Raw genomic sequence first — 20,610 nt, 5'->3', positions numbered from 1 at the left:
TGCGGGGCGCCGAGCGAGACTACGAGCCCCTGTGCGGCCTCGCGTCCGCGCGGCGGCACCGTGAAAGGGTCCGGCCCGAGCATCGTCATGATGCCGGCCGGCGCCACCGGTGCCCCGCCGTGCCAGGATGCGGAGCCCGGGGGCCTGACGGGAGATCCACCCGCATGCTCGATAACACCGATCCGCAGCAGTCCGCGGCAACGGAACAGAACGACACCACCGTGACCGGTGGCGACGGCGCGTCCGCCGCGCCGCCGCGTCGGCGCCGCCGCGCGGTGTCCCGCCCGGCCGGAACCCCGCAGGGCGCGGCCTCGGCGGTCGCCGAGACGGTCATCCCGGCCGATGCCGAGGTGAAGCCGGTCGAGACGCCGGCCGCCGCCGAGACGCCCGCCGCCGAACCGGCGGCCGAGAAGCCCGTGCGCGCCCGTCGGACCCGCAAGCGGGCCGAGGCGCCCGCCGGTGCGCCCGAGGCCACCTCGATCGTCGTCACCGCGCCGGACGCCGGTGCGAGCGCCGTCCCGGCCGAGGCCGAGGCCCCGGCGGCCGAGAAGCCCGCCGGAAGGGCCGCGAAGGCCGAGAAGCCGGCCGAGAAGGCCGCCGACCAGGCGCCCGCGGCCGAGAAGCCCGTGCGGGCCCGCAGGACCCGCAAGAAGGCCGAGGCCGCTCCGGTCGAGGCACCGGCCATCGAGGACCAGCCCGCCGCCGAGCAGCCGGCCGTCGCCGAGGTGGCGCCGGTCGAGGCCGCTCCGGTGGAGGAGGCGCCCGCCGCGCCGGCCCGCCGTCCCCGCCGCCGCCGTGTGGTCGAGGCGGCCCCGGTCGTCGAGACCCCGGTCGAGCCGGCTGTCGAGGAGCCGGTGGCCGAGGAGGAGCCGGCCGAGGAGTCGGCCGTCGAGGTGAAGCCCGCCGTCGCGGAGCCCGTCGCCGCGGCGCCCGCACCGGTCGCCGAGCCCGAGCCGGTCACCGGCCGGGTGCGCCGCCGCGCGGTCCGCCCGTCCACCGCGATCTTCCAGGCTCCGGTCTTCCAGGAGCCGGCCCCCTACGTCGCCCCGCCCGCGGCACCCGCGGCGCAGCCCGCCGCGGCGGCTGCCCCGGTCGAGGCACCCGCCGTGCCGGAGGAGCGTGGCGAGGAGGACGAGTTCGAGTACAGCGGCGTCGGCCGCCGTCGTCGCACCCGCACCCAGGTCCGCGTGCAGTCCTCGGGCCGGCAGCGCAGGGCCGCCGCGGAGAAGCCGCCCGTCGAGCGTCCGGCCGCCGTCGAGCGGCCCGCACCCGTCGTCGAGCGTCCGGCCGCCGTCGAGCGTCCCGCGCCCGTCGTCGTCGCCGAGCCGGTCGAGACGCCCGTCGTCGAGGCCCCCGCCACCGGCCCCGAGGCCGAGGCCGAGGACGAGTGGGAGGACGGTCGCCCGTCGCGCCGCCGCCGCCGGGGTGGCCGTCGCCGCCGCCGCGGTGAGGCCGAGGAGACCGAGGCCGAGGCCCCGGAGACCGTGCACCCCGCCGACGCTGCGCTCGCCGCCGCCGAGGACGAGGAGGACGACGAGGACGACCTGGCCTCCGGCCTGTCCTCCTCCCGCCGTCGCCGTCGCCGTCGCCGCCGCAGCGGTGAGTCCGGCGCCGTCGAGGCCGCCGAGACCACCGAGGACGGCGTCCGCACGGTGGTGAAGGTGCGCGAGCCGCGCCGCCGCTCCACCGAGCCGTCGTTCGACCCGGACGAGGTGCAGTCCATCAAGGGCTCCACCCGTCTGGAGGCCAAGAAGCAGCGCCGCCGCGAGGGCCGCGAGCTGGGCCGCCGTCGGGTGCCGATCATCACCGAGGCCGAGTTCCTGGCCCGCCGCGAGTCGGTCGAGCGCGTCATGGTGGTGCGCCAGAACGGCCAGCGGACCCAGATCGGCGTCCTTGAGGACGGCGTGCTGGTCGAGCACTACGTCAACAAGGAGCAGGCCACCTCGTACGTCGGCAACGTCTACCTGGGCAAGGTCCAGAACGTGCTGCCGTCGATGGAGGCCGCCTTCGTCGACATCGGCAAGGGCCGCAACGCGGTCCTGTACGCCGGTGAGGTCAACTTCGGCGCGCTGGGCGGCCACGGCGGCCCGCGCCGGATCGAGTCGGTGCTGAAGTCCGGCCAGTCCGTGCTGGTCCAGGTCTCCAAGGACCCGATCGGCCACAAGGGCGCCCGCCTGACCAGCCAGATCTCGCTCCCCGGCCGCTACCTGGTGTACGTGCCCGAGGGCTCGATGACCGGCATCTCCCGCAAGCTGCCGGAGAACGAGCGCGCCCGTCTGAAGCAGATCCTCAAGAAGATCGTCCCGGACGACGCGGGCGTCATCGTGCGCACCGCCGCCGAGGGCGCCTCCGAGGAGGAGCTGACCCGCGACGTCCAGCGGCTGCAGCAGCAGTGGGAGGACATCCAGAAGCGGGCCACCAGCGGGAACGCCCCGGCGCTGCTGTACGGCGAGCCGGACATGACCGTCCGGGTCGTCCGCGACATCTTCAACGAGGACTTCACCAAGGTCATCGTCTCCGGCACCGAGGCGTGGAACACCATCCACGACTACGTCTCCAACGTGGCGCCGGACCTCGCCGGGCGGCTCCAGCGGTGGACCTCCGAGGTGGACGTCTTCGCCACCTACCGGATCGACGAGCAGCTGATGAAGGCGCTGGACCGCAAGGTCTGGCTGCCCAGCGGCGGTTCGCTGGTGATCGACCGCACCGAAGCGATGATCGTCATCGACGTCAACACCGGGAAGTTCGTCGGCCAGGGCGGCAACCTGGAGGAGACGGTCACCCGGAACAACATCGAGGCGGCCGAGGAGATCGTGCGCCAGCTGCGGCTGCGCGACCTCGGCGGCATCATCGTGATCGACTTCATCGACATGGTCCTGGAGTCCAACCGGGACCTCGTGCTGCGCCGCCTGCTGGAGTGCCTGGGCCGGGACCGGACCAAGCACCAGGTGGCCGAGGTCACCTCGCTGGGCCTGGTGCAGATGACCCGCAAGCGGGTCGGCCAGGGCCTGCTGGAGTCCTTCTCCGAGCCGTGCGTCCACTGCAACGGCCGCGGCGTGATCGTCCACATGGAGCAGCCGAGCTCCCACGTCCACGGCAACGGCGGCGGCGCGCTCGCCGTCGAGGCCGGCGCGGGTGGCGGCAAGCGCCGTCGCCGGGGCAAGGGCGGTGCGGCCCACGAGGAGCCGCAGGCCGTCGAGGCCCTGGAGATCGAGGAGACCGAGGAGACGCTGGAGGCGGCCGAGGACTTCGACGCGCCGGTGCGCGAGGAGATCGAGGGACAGCTGGCGATCGAGGTGCCGGGGACCGAGGTCCCCGCCGCCGAGCCGGTGGCCGTCGAGACCGTCGAGACCGTCGTCGAGGCCCCGCAGGCCGTCGAGCCGGCTCCCGCCGCTGCGCCGGCCGGTCGTACCCGCCGCCGTGCCGTGCGCAAGGCCACGGCCCCCGCCGGGGCCCCGGGCGGTGCGGAGATCGTCGTCCTGCAGGCCAAGGCCGAGGCGGCGCTGCAGTCGGCCTTCGCGGCCGCCGAGAAGCCCGCCGAGGAGGCCCCGGCCGAGCCGGTCGCCGAGCCGGCCGAGCCTGCCGCCGCGCCTGTCGCCGTCGAGCCGGCCGCCACGGAGGAGGCCGCCGAGGCGGTCGCCGACGGGACGGACTCGGACACGGAGACCGTGACCGAGGAGCCCGCCGAGGAGGCGCCGGCACCGAAGAAGCGGGCCGCCCGCAAGACCGCCGCCAAGAAGACCGCCGTCGCCAAGAAGACGACGACGACGGCCAAGAAGACCACCGCCCGCAAGACCGCCACCAAGCGGACCAGCGCGGCGGCCAAGAAGGCGGCGGCCGCCGAGGGTGATACGGCGGCCGAGTAGTGCCCGGCCCGGGGCGGACCCAGTCCGCCCCGGGCCCGTACGTGCCGGTTTGCTCCCGAGGCGGCCGGTCCGTATTCTTGACCATCGGCGTGTCTACGCCTTGCTCCCGAGCACATCACCTTCCGGGCCCTCGTCAGAGGTGTCGGGGAGAGGCCCCTGTGTCCGTACCCAGGCGGCTGGCATCAGGAGCTCCGACCGAGTTAGGAAAGTAGGTACCGCATGTACGCGATCGTTCGCGCAGGCGGCCGCCAGCACAAGGTCGCCGTCGGCGACGTGCTGGAGATCGACCGTATCGAGGCCAAGTCGGGTGACTCGGTGGAGCTCTCCACCATCCTGATCGTCGACGGTGACGCTGTCACCTCCGACCCGTGGGTGCTGGCCGGTGTGAAGGCTCACGCCGAGGTGGTCGACCAGACCAAGGGCGACAAGATCGTCATCCTGCGCTACAAGAACAAGACCGGTTACCGTCGCCGCCAGGGTCACCGCCAGCAGCACACCGCTGTGCGGATCACGAGCATCGACTCCGTCAGCAAGTAAGGGGATAGCGAGATGGCACACAAGAAGGGCGCAAGCTCTACCCGTAACGGCCGTGACTCGAACGCCCAGCGCCTCGGCGTCAAGCGCTTCGGCGGCCAGGTCGTCTCGGCCGGCGAGATCCTCGTCCGCCAGCGCGGCACCCACTTCCACCCGGGTGCCGGTGTCGGCCGCGGTGGCGACGACACCCTGTTCGCGCTGACCGCCGGTGCTGTGCAGTTCGGCACCCGCCGCGGCCGCAAGGTCGTCAACATCGTGGCCACCGAGGCCTGAGTCACACCAGACTCACAATGAGGGGTGGGCCGGAATGATCCGGTCCACCCTTCGTGCTTTACCGCAGGTAGCGACATCGCACCGCACACTCTTCGTACTGGAGGCACACCCCATGACCACCTTCGTGGACCGCGTCGAGCTCCACGTCGCCGCGGGTAACGGGGGCCACGGCTGCGCCTCCGTACACCGGGAGAAGTTCAAGCCGCTCGGCGGCCCGGACGGCGGAAACGGCGGCGAGGGCGGCAGCGTCATCCTCACCGTCGACGCGCAGGTGACCACCCTGCTGGAGTACCACCACTCGCCCAAGCGCAAGGCGACCAACGGCAAGCCCGGCGCCGGCGGCCACCGCACCGGCGCCGACGGCCACGACCTCGTGCTGTCGGTCCCGGACGGCACCGTCGTGCTCGACCGGCAGGGCAACGTGCTCGCCGACCTGGTCGGCCACGGCACCAGCTTCGTCGCCGCCCAGGGCGGCCGCGGCGGCCTCGGCAACGCGGCGCTCGCGTCGTCCCGCCGCAAGGCGCCCGGCTTCGCGCTGCTCGGCGAGCCCGGTGACGCCCGTGACATCGTCATGGAGCTCAAGTCCGTCGCCGACGTGGCCCTGGTCGGCTACCCGAGCGCCGGCAAGTCCTCGCTGATCTCGGTGCTCTCCGCCGCCAAGCCGAAGATCGCGGACTACCCGTTCACCACCCTGATCCCCAACCTCGGCGTGGTCACCGCCGGCGACACGGTCTACACCATCGCCGACGTGCCCGGCCTGATCCCCGGCGCCAGCCAGGGCAGGGGCCTCGGCCTGGAGTTCCTGCGGCACGTCGAGCGCTGTTCGGTGCTCGTGCACGTGCTCGACTGCGCCACCCTGGAGCCCGGCCGCGACCCGGTGAGCGACCTGGAGACCATCGAGGCCGAGCTCGCCGAGTACGGCGGGCTGGAGGACCGGCCGCGCCTGGTCGCGCTCAACAAGATCGACGTGCCGGACGGCCAGGACATCGCCGACCTCACCCGCACCTCGCTGGAGGAGCTCGGCTACCGCGTCTTCGAGGTCTCCGCGGCCTCCCGCAAGGGCCTGCGCGAGCTGAGCTTCGCCGTGGCGCAGATCGTCACCGAGGCCCGCGCCGCCAAGCCGCTGGAGGAGTCCACCCGGATCGTGCTCCGGCCGACCGCCGTCGACGACGCCGGCTTCACGATCACCGAGGAGGACGGCGCCTTCCGCATCCGCGGCGTCAAGCCGGAGCGCTGGGTCCGCCAGACGGACTTCTCCAACGACGAGGCCGTCGGCTACCTGGCCGACCGGCTGGCCCGCCTCGGCGTCGAGGAGAAGCTCTGGAAGGTCGGCGCCCACGAGGGCGACACCGTCATCATCGGCGCGGAGGACAACGCCGTCGTCTTCGACTGGGAGCCGACCATGGCTGCCGGCGCCGAGATGCTCGGCCGCCGCGGTGAGGACCACCGCATGGACAGCCCGCGTCCCGCGGTCGACCGCCGCCGTGACAAGCAGAAGAACCGGGACGCCGCCGAGGCGGAGTTCCTGGCCTTCGAGGCGCTCTCCAGCGGTCGTCCGGCCGCCCTGGAAGGCGACGACGAGGAAGAGTAGCCGGTACCGGCCCCTACGGCCCCTGTCTCCCGAACGGGAGGCGGGGGCCTGCTCGTTGACGGGGGGTCGGCGGAAGGCGCGGCCTCCGGGTCGCCGTCCGGCCGCCTCCGGGCCGTCGTCCGGATCGCCGTCCGGTTCGCTGTCCGGCGGCTGGAACGCGCGGCGGACGGTCCGTACCGATCGCGTAGATTGCGGGGGTGGCGGCCGGGCCCGGCCCCGCCGTAGCGCACCACACCGGAAGGGCGAACAGCGAGATGAGCGAGGACTCCCTGCGGACGGAGGTGCTGACCGCACGCCGGATCGTCGTCAAGGTCGGCTCCTCCTCACTCACCACGGCGGCCGGGGGCCTGGACGCCGACCGCGTCGACGCCCTCGTCGACGCCCTCGCCAAGGTGCGCGCCCGCGCCGACGCCCCCGAGGTGGTCCTCGTCTCCTCCGGCGCGATCGCCGCCGGCCTCGCCCCGCTCGGACTGGAGCGGCGCCCCAAGGACCTCGCCCGCCAGCAGGCCGCCGCCAGCGTCGGCCAGGGCCTGCTGGTCGCCCGCTACACCGCCTCCTTCGCCCGCTACGGCCTCCGGGTCGGCCAGGTGCTGCTCACCGCCGAGGACGCGAGCCGCCGCGTCCACTACCGCAACGCCTACCGGACCCTCGACCAGCTGCTGGCGATGGGCGCGATGCCGATCGTCAACGAGAACGACACCGTCGCCACCGCCGAAATCAAGTTCGGTGACAACGACCGGCTGGCCGCGCTGGTCGCCCACCTGGTCCGGGCCGACCTGCTCGTCCTCCTCTCCGACGTGGACGGCCTCTACGACGGCGATCCCAGCCGCCCCGGCACCAGCCGGATCGCCGAGGTGTCCGGCCCGCACGATCTGGACGGCATCGAGATCGGCAGCGCGGGCAAGGCGGGCGTCGGCACCGGCGGCATGGTCACCAAGGTCGAGGCGGCCCGGATCGCCACCGGCGCCGGGATCCCCGTGGTGCTCACCGCGGCCAGCCACGCCGCCGACGCCCTGTCCGGCCGGCCCACCGGCACCCTCTTCCGGCGCACCGGCAGCCGCTCCTCCGACCGGATGCTCTGGCTGGCCCACGCCAGCAGCCCGCGCGGCGCCCTGCACCTCGACGCCGGAGCCGTCCGCGCCGTCGTCTCCGGCGGCGCCTCGCTGCTGCCCGCCGGGGTGGTCGGGGTGGACGGCGAGTTCGCCGCGGGCGATCCGGTGGACCTTCTTGCCGAAAACGGCCACATCGTGGCGCGCGGACTGGTCAACTTTGATGCGAGGGAGTTGCCCCGCCTGCTCGGCCGGTCCACCCGAGACCTGGCCCAGGAGTTCGGCGCCGCCTACGAGCGGGAGGTCGTCCACCGCGACGACCTGGTCGTCCTGCGCGGCTGACCGGCCGTGGGCCGGCCGGCGGAAGGCGGGCGGCTCCGCACGGGGACACGTCCGGCCGCGGGCGAGGAGGGGCGCAGCCGTACGCGTCGGGCCGGGGCCGGCGGGCACGACGACACGACATCGCCGAACAGGAGGCCGCCGGTGGAAAGCAGGCGCGAGGCAGCGCTGACCGGAGGGACGGCAGGCCGGCGGCTGACCAGCATCGACGGCGGCGGGGGCGACGCTCCCGCGGGTTCGTCCGGTCCGCCGTCCCAGGGGCCGGGCACGGTGCGCCCGCTCCGGCCGGACCGGCGTGACGAGACCGAGCCGCCCGTCGGGCCCGAGCAGGCCCGGCTCTGGCACGTGGTGCTGAGCGTCGCCGGGCAGGTCACCCCGCTCACCGCGCTGCGGGCCGGGCTGGAGCGGCTGGCGCACGACCACTCGTTCTTCCTGACCGCCCGCTACGCCGCCGACCACGCGGAGATCCGGTACTGGGAGCAGGCCCGGGACCTGCACGACGCGGCCGCGATCGCGCTGCGGCTCTGGGGCGAGCACAAGGTGACCGCCGGCCTGCCGCCGTGGGAGATCGTCGGCCTGGAGGTGGTGGACCGGGCGACCTACCACAAGCGGGTCGCCGAGGGGTTCGGCGGCGCGCAGCCGCACCTGGGCGGAGTCCACCCCTACTGACCGCCCCCGGCGGGACACCCCCGGGGGCCGGGTCGGGCCGGGGGTGTCTCACCGGGCGAAATACCCGGCGGGCGGGGTCGGGGCAGTCGCTACCCTTGGCGCATGACCAGCGATCTCGCCACCGCCGACAGCCCCGTCCTCGCCGTAGCGCGCCGTGCCCGGGAGGCGGCCGCCGCGCTCGCCCCGCTGCCGCGCGGGGCGAAGGACTCCGCGCTGCAGGCCGTCGCGGACGCCCTGGTGGCCCGCGCGGCCGAGATCACCGCCGCCAACGCCGAGGACGTCGCCCGCGCCCGCGCGGCCGGCACCCCCGAGTCGGTGATCGACCGGCTGACCCTCACCGAGGAGCGGATCGCCGCGATCGCCTCCGACGTCCGCGACGTGGCCGGTCTGCCCGACCCGGTCGGCGAGGTGATCCGCGGCTACACCCTGCCCAACGGTCTGGATGTGCGCCAGGTCCGGGTGCCGCTCGGCGTGGTCGGCATCATCTACGAGGCCCGGCCGAACGTCACCGTGGACGCCGCCGCGCTCTGCCTGAAGTCCGGCAACGCGGTGCTGCTGCGCGGCTCGGCCTCCGCCTACCGTTCCAACAGCGCACTGGTCGCCGTCCTGCGCGACGCCGTCGCCGGGGCGGGGCTGCCCGCCGACGCCGTCCAGCTGGTGCCGGGCGAGAGCCGGGACTCCGTCCAGGAGCTGATGAGGGCCCGCGGCCTGGTCGACGTGCTGATCCCGCGCGGCGGTGCCTCGCTGATCCGCGCCGTCGTCGAGGGTTCGACCGTTCCGGTGATCGAGACCGGGACCGGCAACTGCCACGTCTACGTGGACGCGCAGACGGACCTCGCCATGGCCGTCGGCATCCTGCTCAACTCCAAGGCACAGCGCGTCAGCGTCTGCAACTCGGCGGAGACCCTGCTGGTCCACCAGGACGTCGCCGACGCCTTCCTGCCGCTCGCCCTCGCCGCGCTCGCCGAGGCCGGGGTCACCGTGCACGGTGACGACGAGGTCCTCAAGGCCGCCGAGGGCACGGCCGCCACGGTGCTGCCCGCCACCGACGAGGACTGGGAGACCGAGTACCTCTCCTACGACCTGGCCGCGGCCGTGGTGCCCTCGCTGGACGCCGCCGTCGCGCACATCCGCCGCTGGTCCTCCGGCCACACCGAGGCGATCGTCACCACCTCGCAGGCCGCCGCCCGCCGTTTCACCCAGCTGGTCGACTCGACCACGGTGGCCGTCAACGCCTCCACCCGGTTCACCGACGGCGGCGAGTTCGGCTTCGGGGCCGAGATCGGGATCTCCACCCAGAAGCTGCACGCCCGCGGCCCGATGGGGCTGCCCGAGCTGACCAGCACCAAGTACATCGTCACTGGTGACGGGCATGTGCGGGGCGAGGCGACGCAGACCGTGGGGGGCACGGCCGACGCCGTCTGACCGGCGTCCGGAGCGGTCTCCGGCCAGGGGCCCTGGCCGGAGACCGGCAGCGACCGGGGGCCGGTCCGGGCAGGCCCGCGTCACACGGGTGATGGACCAACTGCGAGGAGCCACAGACAAATCGCCCTCCCGGTAATACGCTGAATCCGTGGCTGAGGATGTGGGGGGCTTGCCGTACCCCGACGGCGCCGACCACGGTGGTGCGGACGACGAGTTCGCCACCGTGGTCTTCGATGAGGCCTTCGTGCGGTCCGCCGCCGTGCACGAGCCGACGGCCAAGGAGCGGCAGCTCGCCGCTGCCGAGGCCCGGTTCGAGCCGGACGCGGCCGGTCCGGCCTGGGGCTACGAAGCCCCGGCCGGTGACGGGGTGCCGCTGGAGCTCCGCCCGTACCCGGGCGGACTCGACGACGATCACCGCTATCCCGATCCGTGGACCGGCCCGGGCCGGTCCACCCAGCGGCGTGCGCGCCGCTGGGGCCGGGTCGGCTTCGACCCGCTCGGCGCTCGGCGCGGCCGTTACGTCGCCCAGCAGCGCTGGCACCGGCCGGTGGCCTGGGTGCTCGCCGTGATCATGGGCGTGGGCCTGATCGCCATGGCGGTCGCCGCCGTCTACCAGGGTGTGGGCGGCCCCGGGGGCGCGCCCAGGCGGCCCGAGTCCGGGAACAGCAGCCCGGGGAACGACCCGGCGCCGCCCCCGGCTGAGCCGTCGCTGGTGGTCACGGCCCCGGCGGGCTGAGCCGCCGACCGGCGGGACGGCGGTCCGTTGCGCCCCGGGGCGGCTGCCACCGGTCACGGAGAGCTTCCGGTGTTCTGTGCCAGAGGCCTCGTGGCGGGGCGAGGGTGCGCCTTACCCTGGTGTCATGGGTGACCCGCGTGAGCCTCCGGAGGGTGCGCCCGACGGTGGTTCCGGAAACGACGACGAATACCGGTCCGTGGTCTTCGACGAGTCGTTCGTCCGCGCTGCCCGGATCCAGGAGCTGTCGGCGCGGGAGCGGCTGGCCGGCGCGTACGGCAGGGCCACCCGGCCCAAGGTCCGCCTCGGGCCGCTGGGCACCGTGCCCCGCCAGGCGCTCGCCCTGCTGCTGGTGATCCTGCTGGCCTTCGGCGCCGCCGTCTACTTCGGAGTGAGCTCGCCGACGCGCCCCGCGGCCCGGCCCGAGGGAAGTCAACTGACCGTCAGCCTGGTGGCGTTGAGTCCGGCCTCGGCGGTCCGGGCGGTCGCCGACCCGGCCGACCCGTTCGCCGGACTGCCGCCCGGCTACGGCGACGGCGCGGTCGGGCTCGGGACGCCGGCCGGGGCCGCGACCGGGCACTTCTCCCGGATCGAGGTGACCAAGGCGCTCGACACCGTCCAGCGCTACCTGGTCGCCTCCTCGCTCGCGCCCGCCACGCTGGTGCAGGGCGCGACCGCCGACGTCCGGGCCTTCGTGACGCCGGGCGAGCAGGCGCAGTTCGACGCCAGCGTGGTCCAGCCGACCGACGACCGGCACCACGCGCTGACCGGCTGGCTGGTCCGGTTCGACCCGGCGCAGGTCGCGCTGGCCGCCGACACGGTGAAGGTCGCGGGCGCGATGCGGATCGACGAGGCGGACAACGGGACCCTGGAGATCGCCACCGACCACACCTTCGTCTACGCGCTGAAGGCGGCCGGTGCGCCGAGCGGCGCGCCGGTCACCCTGGAGACCGTGCGGCGACAGCTGAGCTTCGAGTTCGACCGGACCGACCTGGCGTCGGCGCGGCTGCGGCTGGTGGACTCGGTGCTGCAGGCCGGTCCCGCGCCGTGCGACGGCTCGCTGGCCGGCGCCGTCCAGCCGGTGCTGGCGACCGCGGACGCCGCCGCGCCGCCCACGCCGCCACCGGCCGCGGCGTCGACGGTGCCGCCGCCCGTCGATCCGGGCAACCACGCCCGGCCGGCGTGGCAGATGTGCGGGGTGCTCGCCGGGAGCTGAGGCGGGAGCCGTCGGGCCGGGGCAGCGGGACGGCCCCCGGCGGGTGCCGAGGGCCGTCCTGGTGTGCGGGGGAGCGGGTCAGCTGCCGTCGCGGGAACCGTCGCCGTTGCTGCCGTTCCCGTTGGTGCCGTTGCCGTTGCGGGTGGCGCCGGTGAAGGTGTCGCGCAGCTTGCCGCCGACGGTGGCCGCACCGCCCGCCACGTCGCGGATCAGGCCCATCAGCGGGTCCTTGCTCTCCTTCACCGTGGTCGTGTAGTGGTCGGCGGCGGCCTTCCACTGGTCGCCGACCGAGGTCTCGGAGTCGTCGGTGCGGCGCGGGTAGGCGCCGGCCAGGATCGAGCGGTACTCGTCGCCCTCCGCCCACTTCTTCAGCTGCGCGACCCGGACCACCGCGAACGGGTGGCTCTGCGGCAGCACCTGGAGCAGCTTGAGCACGCCGTCGCGCAGGTCCCCGGCCTTCTCGTACTCCTCGGCCTGCTCCAGGAAGGCGTCGACGTTCATCTCGGCCAGGTTGTGGCCGCCGGCCAGCTTCATCAGGGCCCGCATGGACGCCTGGAGGTCCTGTCCGGCCAGCAGGCCGGCCCGGTCGCTGGAGAGCTCGGCCTTGCGGAACCACTCCTTGAGCGCGGTGATGATCGCCATGATCGCCAGGTTGCCCAGCGGCACCCAGGCGATCCGGGCGGCGATGTTGGTGAGGATCAGCAGCATCGTCCGGTACACCGCGTGGCCGGACATCGCGTGACCGACCTCGTGGCCGATCACCGAGCGCAGCTCCTCCTCGTCCAGCAGCTCCACCAGGCCGCTGGTGACCACGATGATCGGCGTGTCGATGCCGATGCAGAACGCGTTGACCGCCGGGTCCTGGGTGACGTACAGGTCCGGGACCTTGTCCAGGTCGAGCACGTAGGCGGCGTCGCGGACCATGGCGTGCAGCTCGGGGAACTGGCGCTCCGAGGTCTTCACGGCGGTGGCCAGGAACATCAGGCGGATCGAGCGCTCGGAGACCAGACCGGCGAGCTTCTTCAGCACGTCGTCGAAGCCGGTCAGCTTGCGCAGCGCGACCAGCGCCGAGCGGTCCGCCGGATGCTCCCAGGCCCGGGTGGAGATCTCCGGGAACCGCTGGCGGCGACGGCTCGGGGTCTTCGCGGTCGTGTCGGTCATGTGTGAGTACCTCCTGGTCGACGGCGGCCCCGGCCGCTGGCCGGCCCCCGCTGGTCTTCGCCTACAACGACTGTCTCTGCAACGTCCGCGGTTGCGTACTCGTCCCCGCCGTCACCCTACGTGCGCCCGGGCGTGCGCCCCTGGCGGGCCCTGGGCGGGGCCCGGGTGCGTGCCCGGCGACGCGTTTCCGGGGCCGAGGGGGCGGTGGGCGGCGCCGGTGTGAGGCCGGTTTACCCTGAATGCCCGGGAGAGCCGAGCCAGACCTGGCCGCGGCACCGAGCAGTCCGAGGAGCCCGCAGATGTCCACCGAAGCCCTTGTCAGCCTGGCCGCCCCGATCTCCTCGGAGAACGGTCCCGGGATCTTCCTGCGGATCATCGTGGTGGCCTCGTTCGTCGGGGTCGGCCTGCTCGCCTGGCTCCTGCTCCGGGCCGGCCGCAACAACTGACCTGCCGCGGACCGGCGGTCGGCCGTGCATCGGCGCGGGGACGTCCACGGGCGCGGGCTCACGGCGGTTCAGACGCGGTGGGCCGCCGAGCGGTTGCCGTGTAACCCCCCGTACGATGACGGACGGGCCCTCACCGGCCCGACGACACCTCCTGCCCGTCACCGAGCCGAGAAGGTCCGCCGACCATGAGCACTGCCGCCGCACTCCCCGTCCTGAACCTTCTCGCGAACGAGGGCGAGGGGGGCAACCACGACAGCCTCAACCCGTACCTGACGGGTGGCGCCGCCCTGTTCGTCCTCCTGCTGCTGCTCTTCGTGACCACCCGCTTCAACAAGGACCGCTAGGCCCGCAGACACGACCGCCGGGCGCTCGACCCGGCGGCCGACGGCCCGGGGGAGCGTCCGGCGGAGTAGCCGGCCGCTCCCGTACGTGTGCCCGGAGGACCCGGCCCCCGGGCGTTCCCGCACCGTAACGGGCGTCGCGTAAGGTGTGGCGCCATGGGAGAGCAGACCGGGAATTCCGGCGGATCGGCGCCGGTGAAGAGGCGCCTCGGTGTGATGGGCGGCACCTTCGACCCGATCCACCACGGACACCTCGTCGCCGCCAGTGAGGTCGCCAGCGCGTTCCACCTGGACGAGGTGATCTTCGTCCCGACCGGACAGCCCTGGCAGAAGAGCGACCGCCACGTCACGCCCGCCGAGGACCGCTACCTGATGACGGTCATCGCCACCGCGGAGAACCCGCAGTTCTCGGTCAGCCGGATCGACATCGACCGCAAGGGACCGACCTACACCGTCGACACCCTGCGCGACCTACGGGCGCTGCACCCCGACGCCGACCTGTTCTTCATCACCGGCGCCGACGCGCTCGCCCAGATCCTCTCCTGGCGGGACTCCGACGAGCTCTTCTCGCTCGCCCACTTCATCGGTTGCACCCGGCCGGGGCACACTCTGACGGACGCCGGGCTGCCGGTGGGCGGGGTCTCCCTGGTGGAGGTCCCGGCGCTGGCCATCTCTTCCACGGACTGCCGCAACCGGGTCGCCAAGGGCGAACCGGTCTGGTACCTCGTCCCGGACGGCGTGGTCCGCTACATCGACAAGCGTGCGCTCTACGCGCCGCACCGGACCTGATCCCGGAGGGGCCGACGGATGAGCGATCGCAGGGGACCGCAGGGGCAGCAGGGGCAGCCGGACGACTGGCCCGCCGGGCAGTACCAACAGCAGTACCAGCAGGCCTACCAGCAGCAGGAGCCGCTGTACGAGCCGTACGAGCAGCCCGAGCAGCAGTACGACCAGTACGGCCGGCCGGTGCAGCCCGCGCCGCAGGCGTACCCGCAGCAGGACGACTGGTCCACCGGGCAGTACCCGCAGCAGTACCAGCAGGGCTACCCGCAGCAGGGCGGCTACGGCGGGCAGCAGCAGGAGCCGGCGTACGAGCCGTACGAGCAGCGTGAGCAGCAGCAGTACGACCAGTACGGGCAGCCGGTGCAGCCCGCGCCGCAGGCGTACCCGCAGCAGGGCGGCTACGGCTACCAGGACCCGTACCAGCAGCAGCAGGTCTACGACCCGTACCAGCAGCAGGCCCAGCAGCCGTACGCGACCGCGCAGATGCCGGTGGTGGCCGAGCCGGAGCAGACCGCGCCCGAGGCGCCCGCCGCCGTGCCCGCGCCCGCCCCGGTGACGCCGCGCCCCCGGCTGCCCCGGCCGACCGCCGCCGAGCCGGCCCCCGCCCGGCCCGAACCGCCGTCCGAGCAGGTCGGCGGCAGCCGCGCCGCCAAGGGCAAGGCCCCCAAGGGCGACTACCCGACGGGCGAGTTCACCTTCGTCGACGACGAGGAGGGGGAGGACTCCGAGGACGTCATCGACTGGCTGAAGTTCGCCGAGTCCCGCAGCGAGGTGCGCGCGGAACGCCGCCGCAAGCTGCGCAACCGGCTGATCGGCGCCGGCGCGGCGCTGGCGCTCGTCGGCGCGGGCGTCGGCGGCTACCTCTGGTTCACCGGTGACAAGGAGAGCGCGGCCGTCGCCGCCGGACCGCGCCAGGTCAACGTCGTCCACCTGCGCGACCTGCAGGGCAAGGTGTCGAGCGCGCTGCTCGTCAACGACGCCGCGGGCAAGAAGGGCACCGTCCTGCTGCTCCCGGACACCCTGCGGCTGCCCGGCCCGGGCGACCCGCCGATCACCACCGTCGGCCAGGCCATGGACAGCCTCGGCGCCTCCGGAACCCGCGACGGCCTGGCCACCGTGCTCGGCGCCCCCGTCGCCGGCACCTGGCGGCTGGACACCCCGTACCTGGAACTGCTGGTCGCCCAGCTCGGCGGTGTCCGGGTGGACACCGACGCGGAGACCCGCGAGGGCGGCAGGCCGGACGGCAAGGTGCTCTCCGCCGCCGGGAAGAACACCCTGCTGAACGGGAAGGCGGCCGTCGCCTACGCCACCCTGCAGAACCAGGGCGAGAGCCGTGACGCCCAGCTGGCCCGGTTCGGCCAGGTGATGGACGCGGTGGTGCGCACCATGCCCGTCGAGTTCAAGGACGCCAAGGACGACGTCCACCGGATGAACGCGGTGCTCGACCCCTCGCTGCCCGAGGACGCCCTGGCCGGTGTGCTCACGCAGCTCGCCCAGCTGGCCAGGAACGGTCAGTTCGGCGCCACCGCACTGACCGTGAAGCCGGACGGCACGCTGGACGAGGCCACCGCCGGCAAGCAGGTCAAGGACGTGCTGGGCGGCACCGTCAAGGCGGCCACCTCCGCCGACGCGCCGGCCCGCGTCTCCGTCCAGGACGCCACCGGGAACGACCAGGCGGCCGCCGCCGCACAGGTCCAGGTGGTCAACGCCGGCCTCACCTTCGTCCCCGGCGGGGCCAGGACCGCGCCGCAGCCGGCCAGTGAGATCCGCTACACCGACGACGCCCGGCAGGCCGCCGCGAAGTCGCTGGCGACCAGCCTCGGCCTGCCGGAGACGGCCGTGAAGAAGGTCACCGAGGCGCAGAACGCGGACCTGCTGGTCGTTCTCGGCAAGGACTACGCCCCGCCGAAGACGCAGTAGGCACCCGGCTCGCGTCGGGCGGCTCCGGAAAACGGTTCCGGGGCCGCCGGGGCGGCGTGAGATCCTGGAAGGCGATCCCGGCGCCCCGCGCTCCGGGGCGCCCCAAGCCTCCGAGCCGGAAGAACACCGTGACCGTCACTGACCACAGCCAGGAACTCATCAACGTCGCCGCCCAGGCGGCGGCCGACAAGCTGGCCCACAACATCATCGCGTTCGACGTCAGCGAGGTGCTGTCGATCACCGACGCCTTCCTGATCGCCTCGGCCAACAACGACCGCCAGGTCCGTTCCATCGCCGAGGAGATCGAGGACCAGCTGCGCGAGAAGCTGGACATCAAGCCGGTCCGCCGGGAGGGCGAGCGCGACGGCCGCTGGATCCTGCTCGACTACCTGGACATCGTGGTGCACGTCCAGCACTCCGAGGAGCGTTCCTTCTACTCGCTCGACCGGCTCTGGAAGGACTGCCCCGAGCTGCCCCTGCCGGAGGACGCCCTGGCCTCCCGCAACCGGCCCGACGCCCACACCGACGCGGTCGGCAACGCCGTCACCCCGGCCGAGCAGGCGCCCGCGGACGACTTCGGCGCCGAGGACTACAGCTGAGCCGGGACGCGCGGGGCCCGCGCATCGTCTTCTGGCGGCACGGCCAGACGTCCTGGAACCTCGAGTCGAGGTTCCAGGGCACCACGGACATCGAGCTGACCGGGCAGGGCGTGCTGCAGGCGCAGCGGGCCGCCCGGCTGCTCGCCGGCCTCCGCCCCGACCTGCTGATCTCCTCCGACCTCAAGCGGGCCCGGCGCACCGCCGAGGAGCTGGCCAAGGTCACCGGCCTCGACGTGCAGCACCACGAGGGGCTGCAGGAGACCTACGCGGGCTCCTGGCAGGGCCTCACCAACGCCGAGATCCGCGCCCGGTTCCCGGAGGAGTACGCGGCCTGGGCACAGGGCGAGCCGGTCCGGCGCGGCGGCGGTGAACTCTCCACGGAGGTCGCCGACCGCTCGGTGCCGGTGGTGCTCGACGCGGCCGACAAGCTGCCCGAGAACGGCACCCTGGTCGTCGTCAGCCACGGCGGCACCATCCGCACCATGCTGGGGCGGATGCTCGGCCTGGAGCCGGAACTCTGGGAGTGCTTCGGCGGGCTGTCCAACTGCTGCTGGTCCGTGCTGGGCCGGGGCGCGCGCGGATGGCGACTGCTGGAGCACAACGCCGGCACGCTGCCGGAGCCGGTGATCGGCGACGACACCTGAGCGGTGCGCGGAGGGGGCGTGGAGTGGTCTACGGGGAGCGGATTTCGCAGTTCCGGGCCTGACCGGTTAGAGTCTTCCTCGTTCGCACGGAGGAAACGCAACCCGGTCAGGGAAGCGGGAAATCCGGTGAGTGCGGGGCTGTAGCTCAGTTGGTAGAGCGCTTGCATGGCATGCAAGAGGTCCGGGGTTCAATTCCCCGTAGCTCCACTCCGCACCTGCGGTCCGCGAGGGCCGTGCGTGTCGCGGGGCTGTAGCTCAGTTGGTAGAGCGCTTGCATGGCATGCAAGAGGTCCGGGGTTCAATTCCCCGTAGCTCCACAGATGACGAGAAGGCCGCCCCCCACCGGGTGGCGGCCTTCTTGCCGTGCGCTGCGTCCGGGCGGCGCTCGCCGCGCGGGCCCTGTCCGGTCGCCGGTCGCCGGTCGCCGGTCGTGGCGGTCGGGTGGGTCGGGTCGGTCGCTCGGCTCGCTCAGCTCGTTCCGCCGGAGCGGTCGGGACAGGTGTCGGAGTGGTCGCACGGGTTGGCCCAGCCGCCGGGCGGCAGGGTGGCCAGCCGCTCGATCCGTTCGCGGTCCGCCGGCCCGTCCGGCGTGTAGACCACCACGAACGTCTCGGGCACCCCCGGGATCGTCAGGTAGGTCGCGTTCATCCGCAGCACCCCCACGTCCGGGTGCCGGAAGACCTTCAACGACGTCCGCTGCGGCGCCACCTCCTGCCGGGCCCACAGCTCCCGGAAGTCCTCGCTCACCGCGGCCAGCGCCCGCACGTGGTTCTCCCAGACAGGCTCGCCGAGATGCTTGCCGTACGCGTTGCGCAGCACCGCGACCATCTGCGGCAGCGCCTCCTCCCGGTTCAGGAAGGGGTTGCAGCACGCGGGGCTGGTCACCGTGCACCAGAGGCTGTTGAACCAGCCCTCGTCCGTCCGTGCCCGGCTCGCCGCGAACAGCGCCTCGTACGGGCCGTTCCAGGCCAGCACGTCGAACCGGGTGTTGGAGACGGCGGCGGGGAGCGGCACCAGCGCGTCCAGGATCACCTGGGTCGACGGGTCCAGGACGGGCGGCTCCGGTTGCACCGGCGGACGCACCGCTACCTCGGCCAGCCGGAGCAGGTGCTCGCGCTCGGTCGCGTCCAGCCGCAGTGCCCGCGCCACCGCGGTCACCACCTGCTCGCTGGCGTTGATCGGACGCCCCTGCTCCAGCCACGTGTACCAGGTCACCCCGACGCCGGCGAGCTGTGCGACCTCCTCCCGGCGCAGCCCCGGCGTGCGGCGGCGCAGCCCCGGCGGCAGGCCGACCTCCTCGGGGGCCACCCGGGCCCGGCAGGCCCGCAGGTACCGGGCGAGCTCGGACCGGCGGCGGTCCCGGCGGCCGGGCGCGGCGCCGCCGGTGGTGGAGGCGGGCGGAGTGGTGGGGCGTTCGGTCGTGAGCCCGGCGGCGCCGCGGTCGTCCAGGACGGTCATACCCGCCATCGTGCCGCAGCCCGCCCGGGCCGGACAGGGTGCTGCCAGTACCAGGATCAGCAGGCTCTAACCACCGGTACCGGCGCTCGGTGACGCTCGGTCCATGACGGATCTCCAGACCCGGCGCGGCCCGTCCGGCGCCGCCCCACCCGCCGACCCGCTCGGCGCCCCACCCGCCGCAGCGCCGGGCACCCGGCCCGGGCTGCTCCTCGCGCTCGTGCTCTGCGGCCAGTTCACGGCCGTCCTCGACACCGCCGTCGTCAACGTCGCGGTACCGACCATCCGCACCGACCTGGGCGCCTCCGGCGCCGCCCTCCAGTTCGTCGTGGCCGGTTACACCGTCGCCTACGCGGTCCTCCTGATCACCGGTGCCCGGCTGGGCGCCCGGTACGGCTACAGCCGGCTCTTCCAGTACGGCCTGGCCCTCTTCACCGCCGCCTCGCTGGCCTGCGGGCTCGCCCCCTCCACCGGCTGGCTGATCGCGTTCCGGCTGCTCCAGGGCGCCGGCGCGGCCCTGATGGTGCCCCAGGTGATGAGCCTGGTGCAGCGGACCTTCACCGGACCGGCCCGGACCAGGGCGCTCGGGCTCTACGCGGCCGTGCTGGCCGGGGGCGTGGCGGCCGGTCAGGTGCTCGGCGGGATCCTCGTCAACGCCGACCTGTTCGGTTCGGGCTGGCGCCCCGTGTTCCTGGTCAACGTGCCGATCGGGCTGCTGCTCCTCGCGGCCGGCGCCCGGCTGCTGCCCGACCTGCCCGGGGACCGCGACCGCGGCTTCGACGTCCCCGGCCTGGTCGTGCTGGCCGCAGCCCTCGGCCTGCTGGTGGTGCCGCTGGTGCTCGGCCACGAACTGGGCTGGCCCGTCTGGGGCTGGGCGATGCTCGGCGCCGGCACCGCGCTGGTCGTCGTGTTCGTGGTGGTCGAACGGCGGATCGCGCGGCGCGGCGGGCAGCCGCTCATCTCCGGCCGGGTCCTCGGAGCGGCCGGTCTGCTTCCGGCGGCCGGCGCCCTGTTCATGATCATGGCGGCCTTCGCGGGCTTCATGTTCGCCTTCGCCCTGCACCAGCAGACCGGACTCCACTACAGCGCGTTGCACGCCGGACTCTGCTCGGCGCCGATCGCGGTCGGCTTCGGCGTCGCGAGCCTGCACTGGCAGCGGCTGCCCCGCCGGCTGCACGGCGCCCTGCCGGTCCTCGGCACCGCGCTCCTCGCCCCCGGCTACGTGCTGCTCGGTCTGATGCTGGGCGGCGGTACCGGGGTCGGTGCGGGCGCGCTGCTGCTGACCGCCGTGCTGGGGCTGGTCGCGGGCTGTTCCTACGCGCCGCTGTTCGCCCGGGCGCTCGGCCGGGTCGCCCCGGCGGACGCGGCGGATGCCAGCGGGGTGATGGTCACGACCATCCAGCTCGGCCAGGTCGCCGGGGTGGCGCTGCTCGGCTCGGTGTTCCTCGGCTCGGTCGACGTGCCGGCACCCGCCCCAGCCGGCCAGCCGGGCCAGCACGGGGGCGCCGCGCCGTTCGGCCTCCGGTTCGGCCTCGATGACGACGGCTGCCGCCGCGTCGCCGAGCA

The 20,610-nt window shown here is 73.9% G+C and carries 18 protein-coding genes and 2 tRNA genes; 18 read left to right on the top strand and 2 right to left on the bottom strand.

Translation table 11 applies throughout. From position 1 onward, the window contains the following. Positions 1 to 164: 164 nt before the first annotated feature. From ABZY91_RS11840 to ABZY91_RS11800, 9 genes are all read left to right on the top strand, one after another. Positions 165 to 3,866: an Rne/Rng family ribonuclease gene (locus ABZY91_RS11840; RefSeq protein ID WP_355401725.1), complete on the top strand. Its 3,702-nt coding sequence runs from the start codon at positions 165 to 167 to the stop codon at positions 3,864 to 3,866. A 219-nt stretch (positions 3,867 to 4,085) separates the two neighbouring features. Next, on the top strand, positions 4,086 to 4,403 hold the full coding sequence (gene rplU, locus ABZY91_RS11835; RefSeq protein ID WP_329885143.1) for a 50S ribosomal protein L21: 318 nt from the start codon (positions 4,086 to 4,088) through the stop codon (positions 4,401 to 4,403). Positions 4,404 to 4,415: 12 nt separating this feature from the next. Continuing rightward, a complete protein-coding gene (gene rpmA / locus ABZY91_RS11830) occupies positions 4,416 to 4,673 on the top strand; it encodes a 50S ribosomal protein L27 (RefSeq protein WP_209416555.1) in 258 nt (85 codons plus the stop codon). Positions 4,674 to 4,785: 112 nt separating this feature from the next. After that, entirely contained in the window at positions 4,786 to 6,264 is a 1,479-nt protein-coding gene (gene obgE, locus ABZY91_RS11825) for a GTPase ObgE (RefSeq protein ID WP_329951482.1), read from the top strand. A gap of 254 nt (positions 6,265 to 6,518) precedes the next feature. Continuing rightward, on the top strand, positions 6,519 to 7,655 hold the full coding sequence (gene proB, locus ABZY91_RS11820; RefSeq protein WP_329885146.1) for a glutamate 5-kinase: 1,137 nt from the start codon (positions 6,519 to 6,521) through the stop codon (positions 7,653 to 7,655). Positions 7,656 to 7,796: 141 nt separating this feature from the next. Next, positions 7,797 to 8,321: a hypothetical protein gene (locus ABZY91_RS11815; RefSeq protein ID WP_355401722.1), complete on the top strand. Its 525-nt coding sequence runs from the start codon at positions 7,797 to 7,799 to the stop codon at positions 8,319 to 8,321. Positions 8,322 to 8,423: 102 nt separating this feature from the next. Further along, on the top strand, positions 8,424 to 9,746 hold the full coding sequence (locus tag ABZY91_RS11810; RefSeq protein WP_355401721.1) for a glutamate-5-semialdehyde dehydrogenase: 1,323 nt from the start codon (positions 8,424 to 8,426) through the stop codon (positions 9,744 to 9,746). Between the two features lie 148 nt (positions 9,747 to 9,894). Beyond that, positions 9,895 to 10,482: a hypothetical protein gene (locus ABZY91_RS11805; RefSeq protein ID WP_329885149.1), complete on the top strand. Its 588-nt coding sequence runs from the start codon at positions 9,895 to 9,897 to the stop codon at positions 10,480 to 10,482. Positions 10,483 to 10,606: 124 nt separating this feature from the next. Beyond that, positions 10,607 to 11,695: a hypothetical protein gene (locus ABZY91_RS11800; protein ID WP_355401719.1), complete on the top strand. Its 1,089-nt coding sequence runs from the start codon at positions 10,607 to 10,609 to the stop codon at positions 11,693 to 11,695. Between the two features lie 78 nt (positions 11,696 to 11,773). Here the strand turns inward: ABZY91_RS11800 and ABZY91_RS11795 are convergent, their stop codons facing one another. Continuing rightward, a complete protein-coding gene (locus ABZY91_RS11795) occupies positions 11,774 to 12,856 on the bottom strand; it encodes a M48 family metallopeptidase (protein WP_355401718.1) in 1,083 nt (360 codons plus the stop codon). A gap of 299 nt (positions 12,857 to 13,155) precedes the next feature. Between ABZY91_RS11795 and ABZY91_RS11790 the strand changes: the two genes are divergently transcribed. The 8 genes from ABZY91_RS11790 to ABZY91_RS11755 all read left to right on the top strand — a co-directional run bounded on the left by ABZY91_RS11790 (position 13,156) and on the right by ABZY91_RS11755 (position 17,906). Next, a complete protein-coding gene (locus tag ABZY91_RS11790; RefSeq protein ID WP_329885152.1) occupies positions 13,156 to 13,302 on the top strand; it encodes a hypothetical protein in 147 nt (48 codons plus the stop codon). 185 nt (positions 13,303 to 13,487) lie between these two features. Beyond that, positions 13,488 to 13,646, top strand: a complete 159-nt coding sequence (locus ABZY91_RS11785) for a hypothetical protein (protein ID WP_327676842.1) — start codon at positions 13,488 to 13,490, stop codon at positions 13,644 to 13,646. Positions 13,647 to 13,799: 153 nt separating this feature from the next. Then, complete coding sequence (nadD, locus tag ABZY91_RS11780; protein WP_329885153.1) at positions 13,800 to 14,432, top strand: nicotinate-nucleotide adenylyltransferase; 633 nt, start codon at positions 13,800 to 13,802, stop codon at positions 14,430 to 14,432. An 18-nt stretch (positions 14,433 to 14,450) separates the two neighbouring features. Further along, complete coding sequence (locus tag ABZY91_RS11775) at positions 14,451 to 16,346, top strand: LytR C-terminal domain-containing protein (RefSeq protein ID WP_355401715.1); 1,896 nt, start codon at positions 14,451 to 14,453, stop codon at positions 16,344 to 16,346. A 128-nt stretch (positions 16,347 to 16,474) separates the two neighbouring features. After that, positions 16,475 to 16,945 carry a ribosome silencing factor gene (gene rsfS, locus ABZY91_RS11770; RefSeq protein WP_329885155.1) on the top strand — a complete coding sequence of 157 codons (471 nt, stop codon included), beginning with the start codon at positions 16,475 to 16,477 and terminating at the stop codon, positions 16,943 to 16,945. Next, the gene (locus ABZY91_RS11765) at positions 16,942 to 17,589 is read left to right on the top strand and encodes a histidine phosphatase family protein (RefSeq protein ID WP_329885199.1); all 648 of its coding nucleotides are present in this window, start codon (positions 16,942 to 16,944) and stop codon (positions 17,587 to 17,589) included. The genes rsfS and ABZY91_RS11765 overlap by 4 nt, the downstream gene beginning before the upstream one ends. A gap of 134 nt (positions 17,590 to 17,723) precedes the next feature. Next, positions 17,724 to 17,796 (top strand) — tRNA-Ala (locus ABZY91_RS11760). A gap of 37 nt (positions 17,797 to 17,833) precedes the next feature. Further along, positions 17,834 to 17,906 (top strand) — tRNA-Ala (locus ABZY91_RS11755). 151 nt (positions 17,907 to 18,057) lie between these two features. On the opposite strand, the gene ABZY91_RS11750 is transcribed toward ABZY91_RS11755, so the two are convergent. Further along, the gene (locus tag ABZY91_RS11750; RefSeq protein WP_355401713.1) at positions 18,058 to 19,047 is read right to left on the bottom strand and encodes a helix-turn-helix transcriptional regulator; all 990 of its coding nucleotides are present in this window, start codon (positions 19,045 to 19,047) and stop codon (positions 18,058 to 18,060) included. Positions 19,048 to 19,150: 103 nt separating this feature from the next. Between ABZY91_RS11750 and ABZY91_RS11745 the strand changes: the two genes are divergently transcribed. Then, positions 19,151 to 20,610: MFS transporter (locus ABZY91_RS11745; protein ID WP_355401711.1), on the top strand; the 1,460-nt coding region annotated here is incomplete at its 3' end.

Source organism: Kitasatospora sp. NPDC002965, assembly GCF_040611255.1.
In the GTDB taxonomy this organism is placed as follows: domain Bacteria; phylum Actinomycetota; class Actinomycetes; order Streptomycetales; family Streptomycetaceae; genus Kitasatospora.
This window is presented reverse-complemented; position numbering and strand designations above follow the sequence as displayed.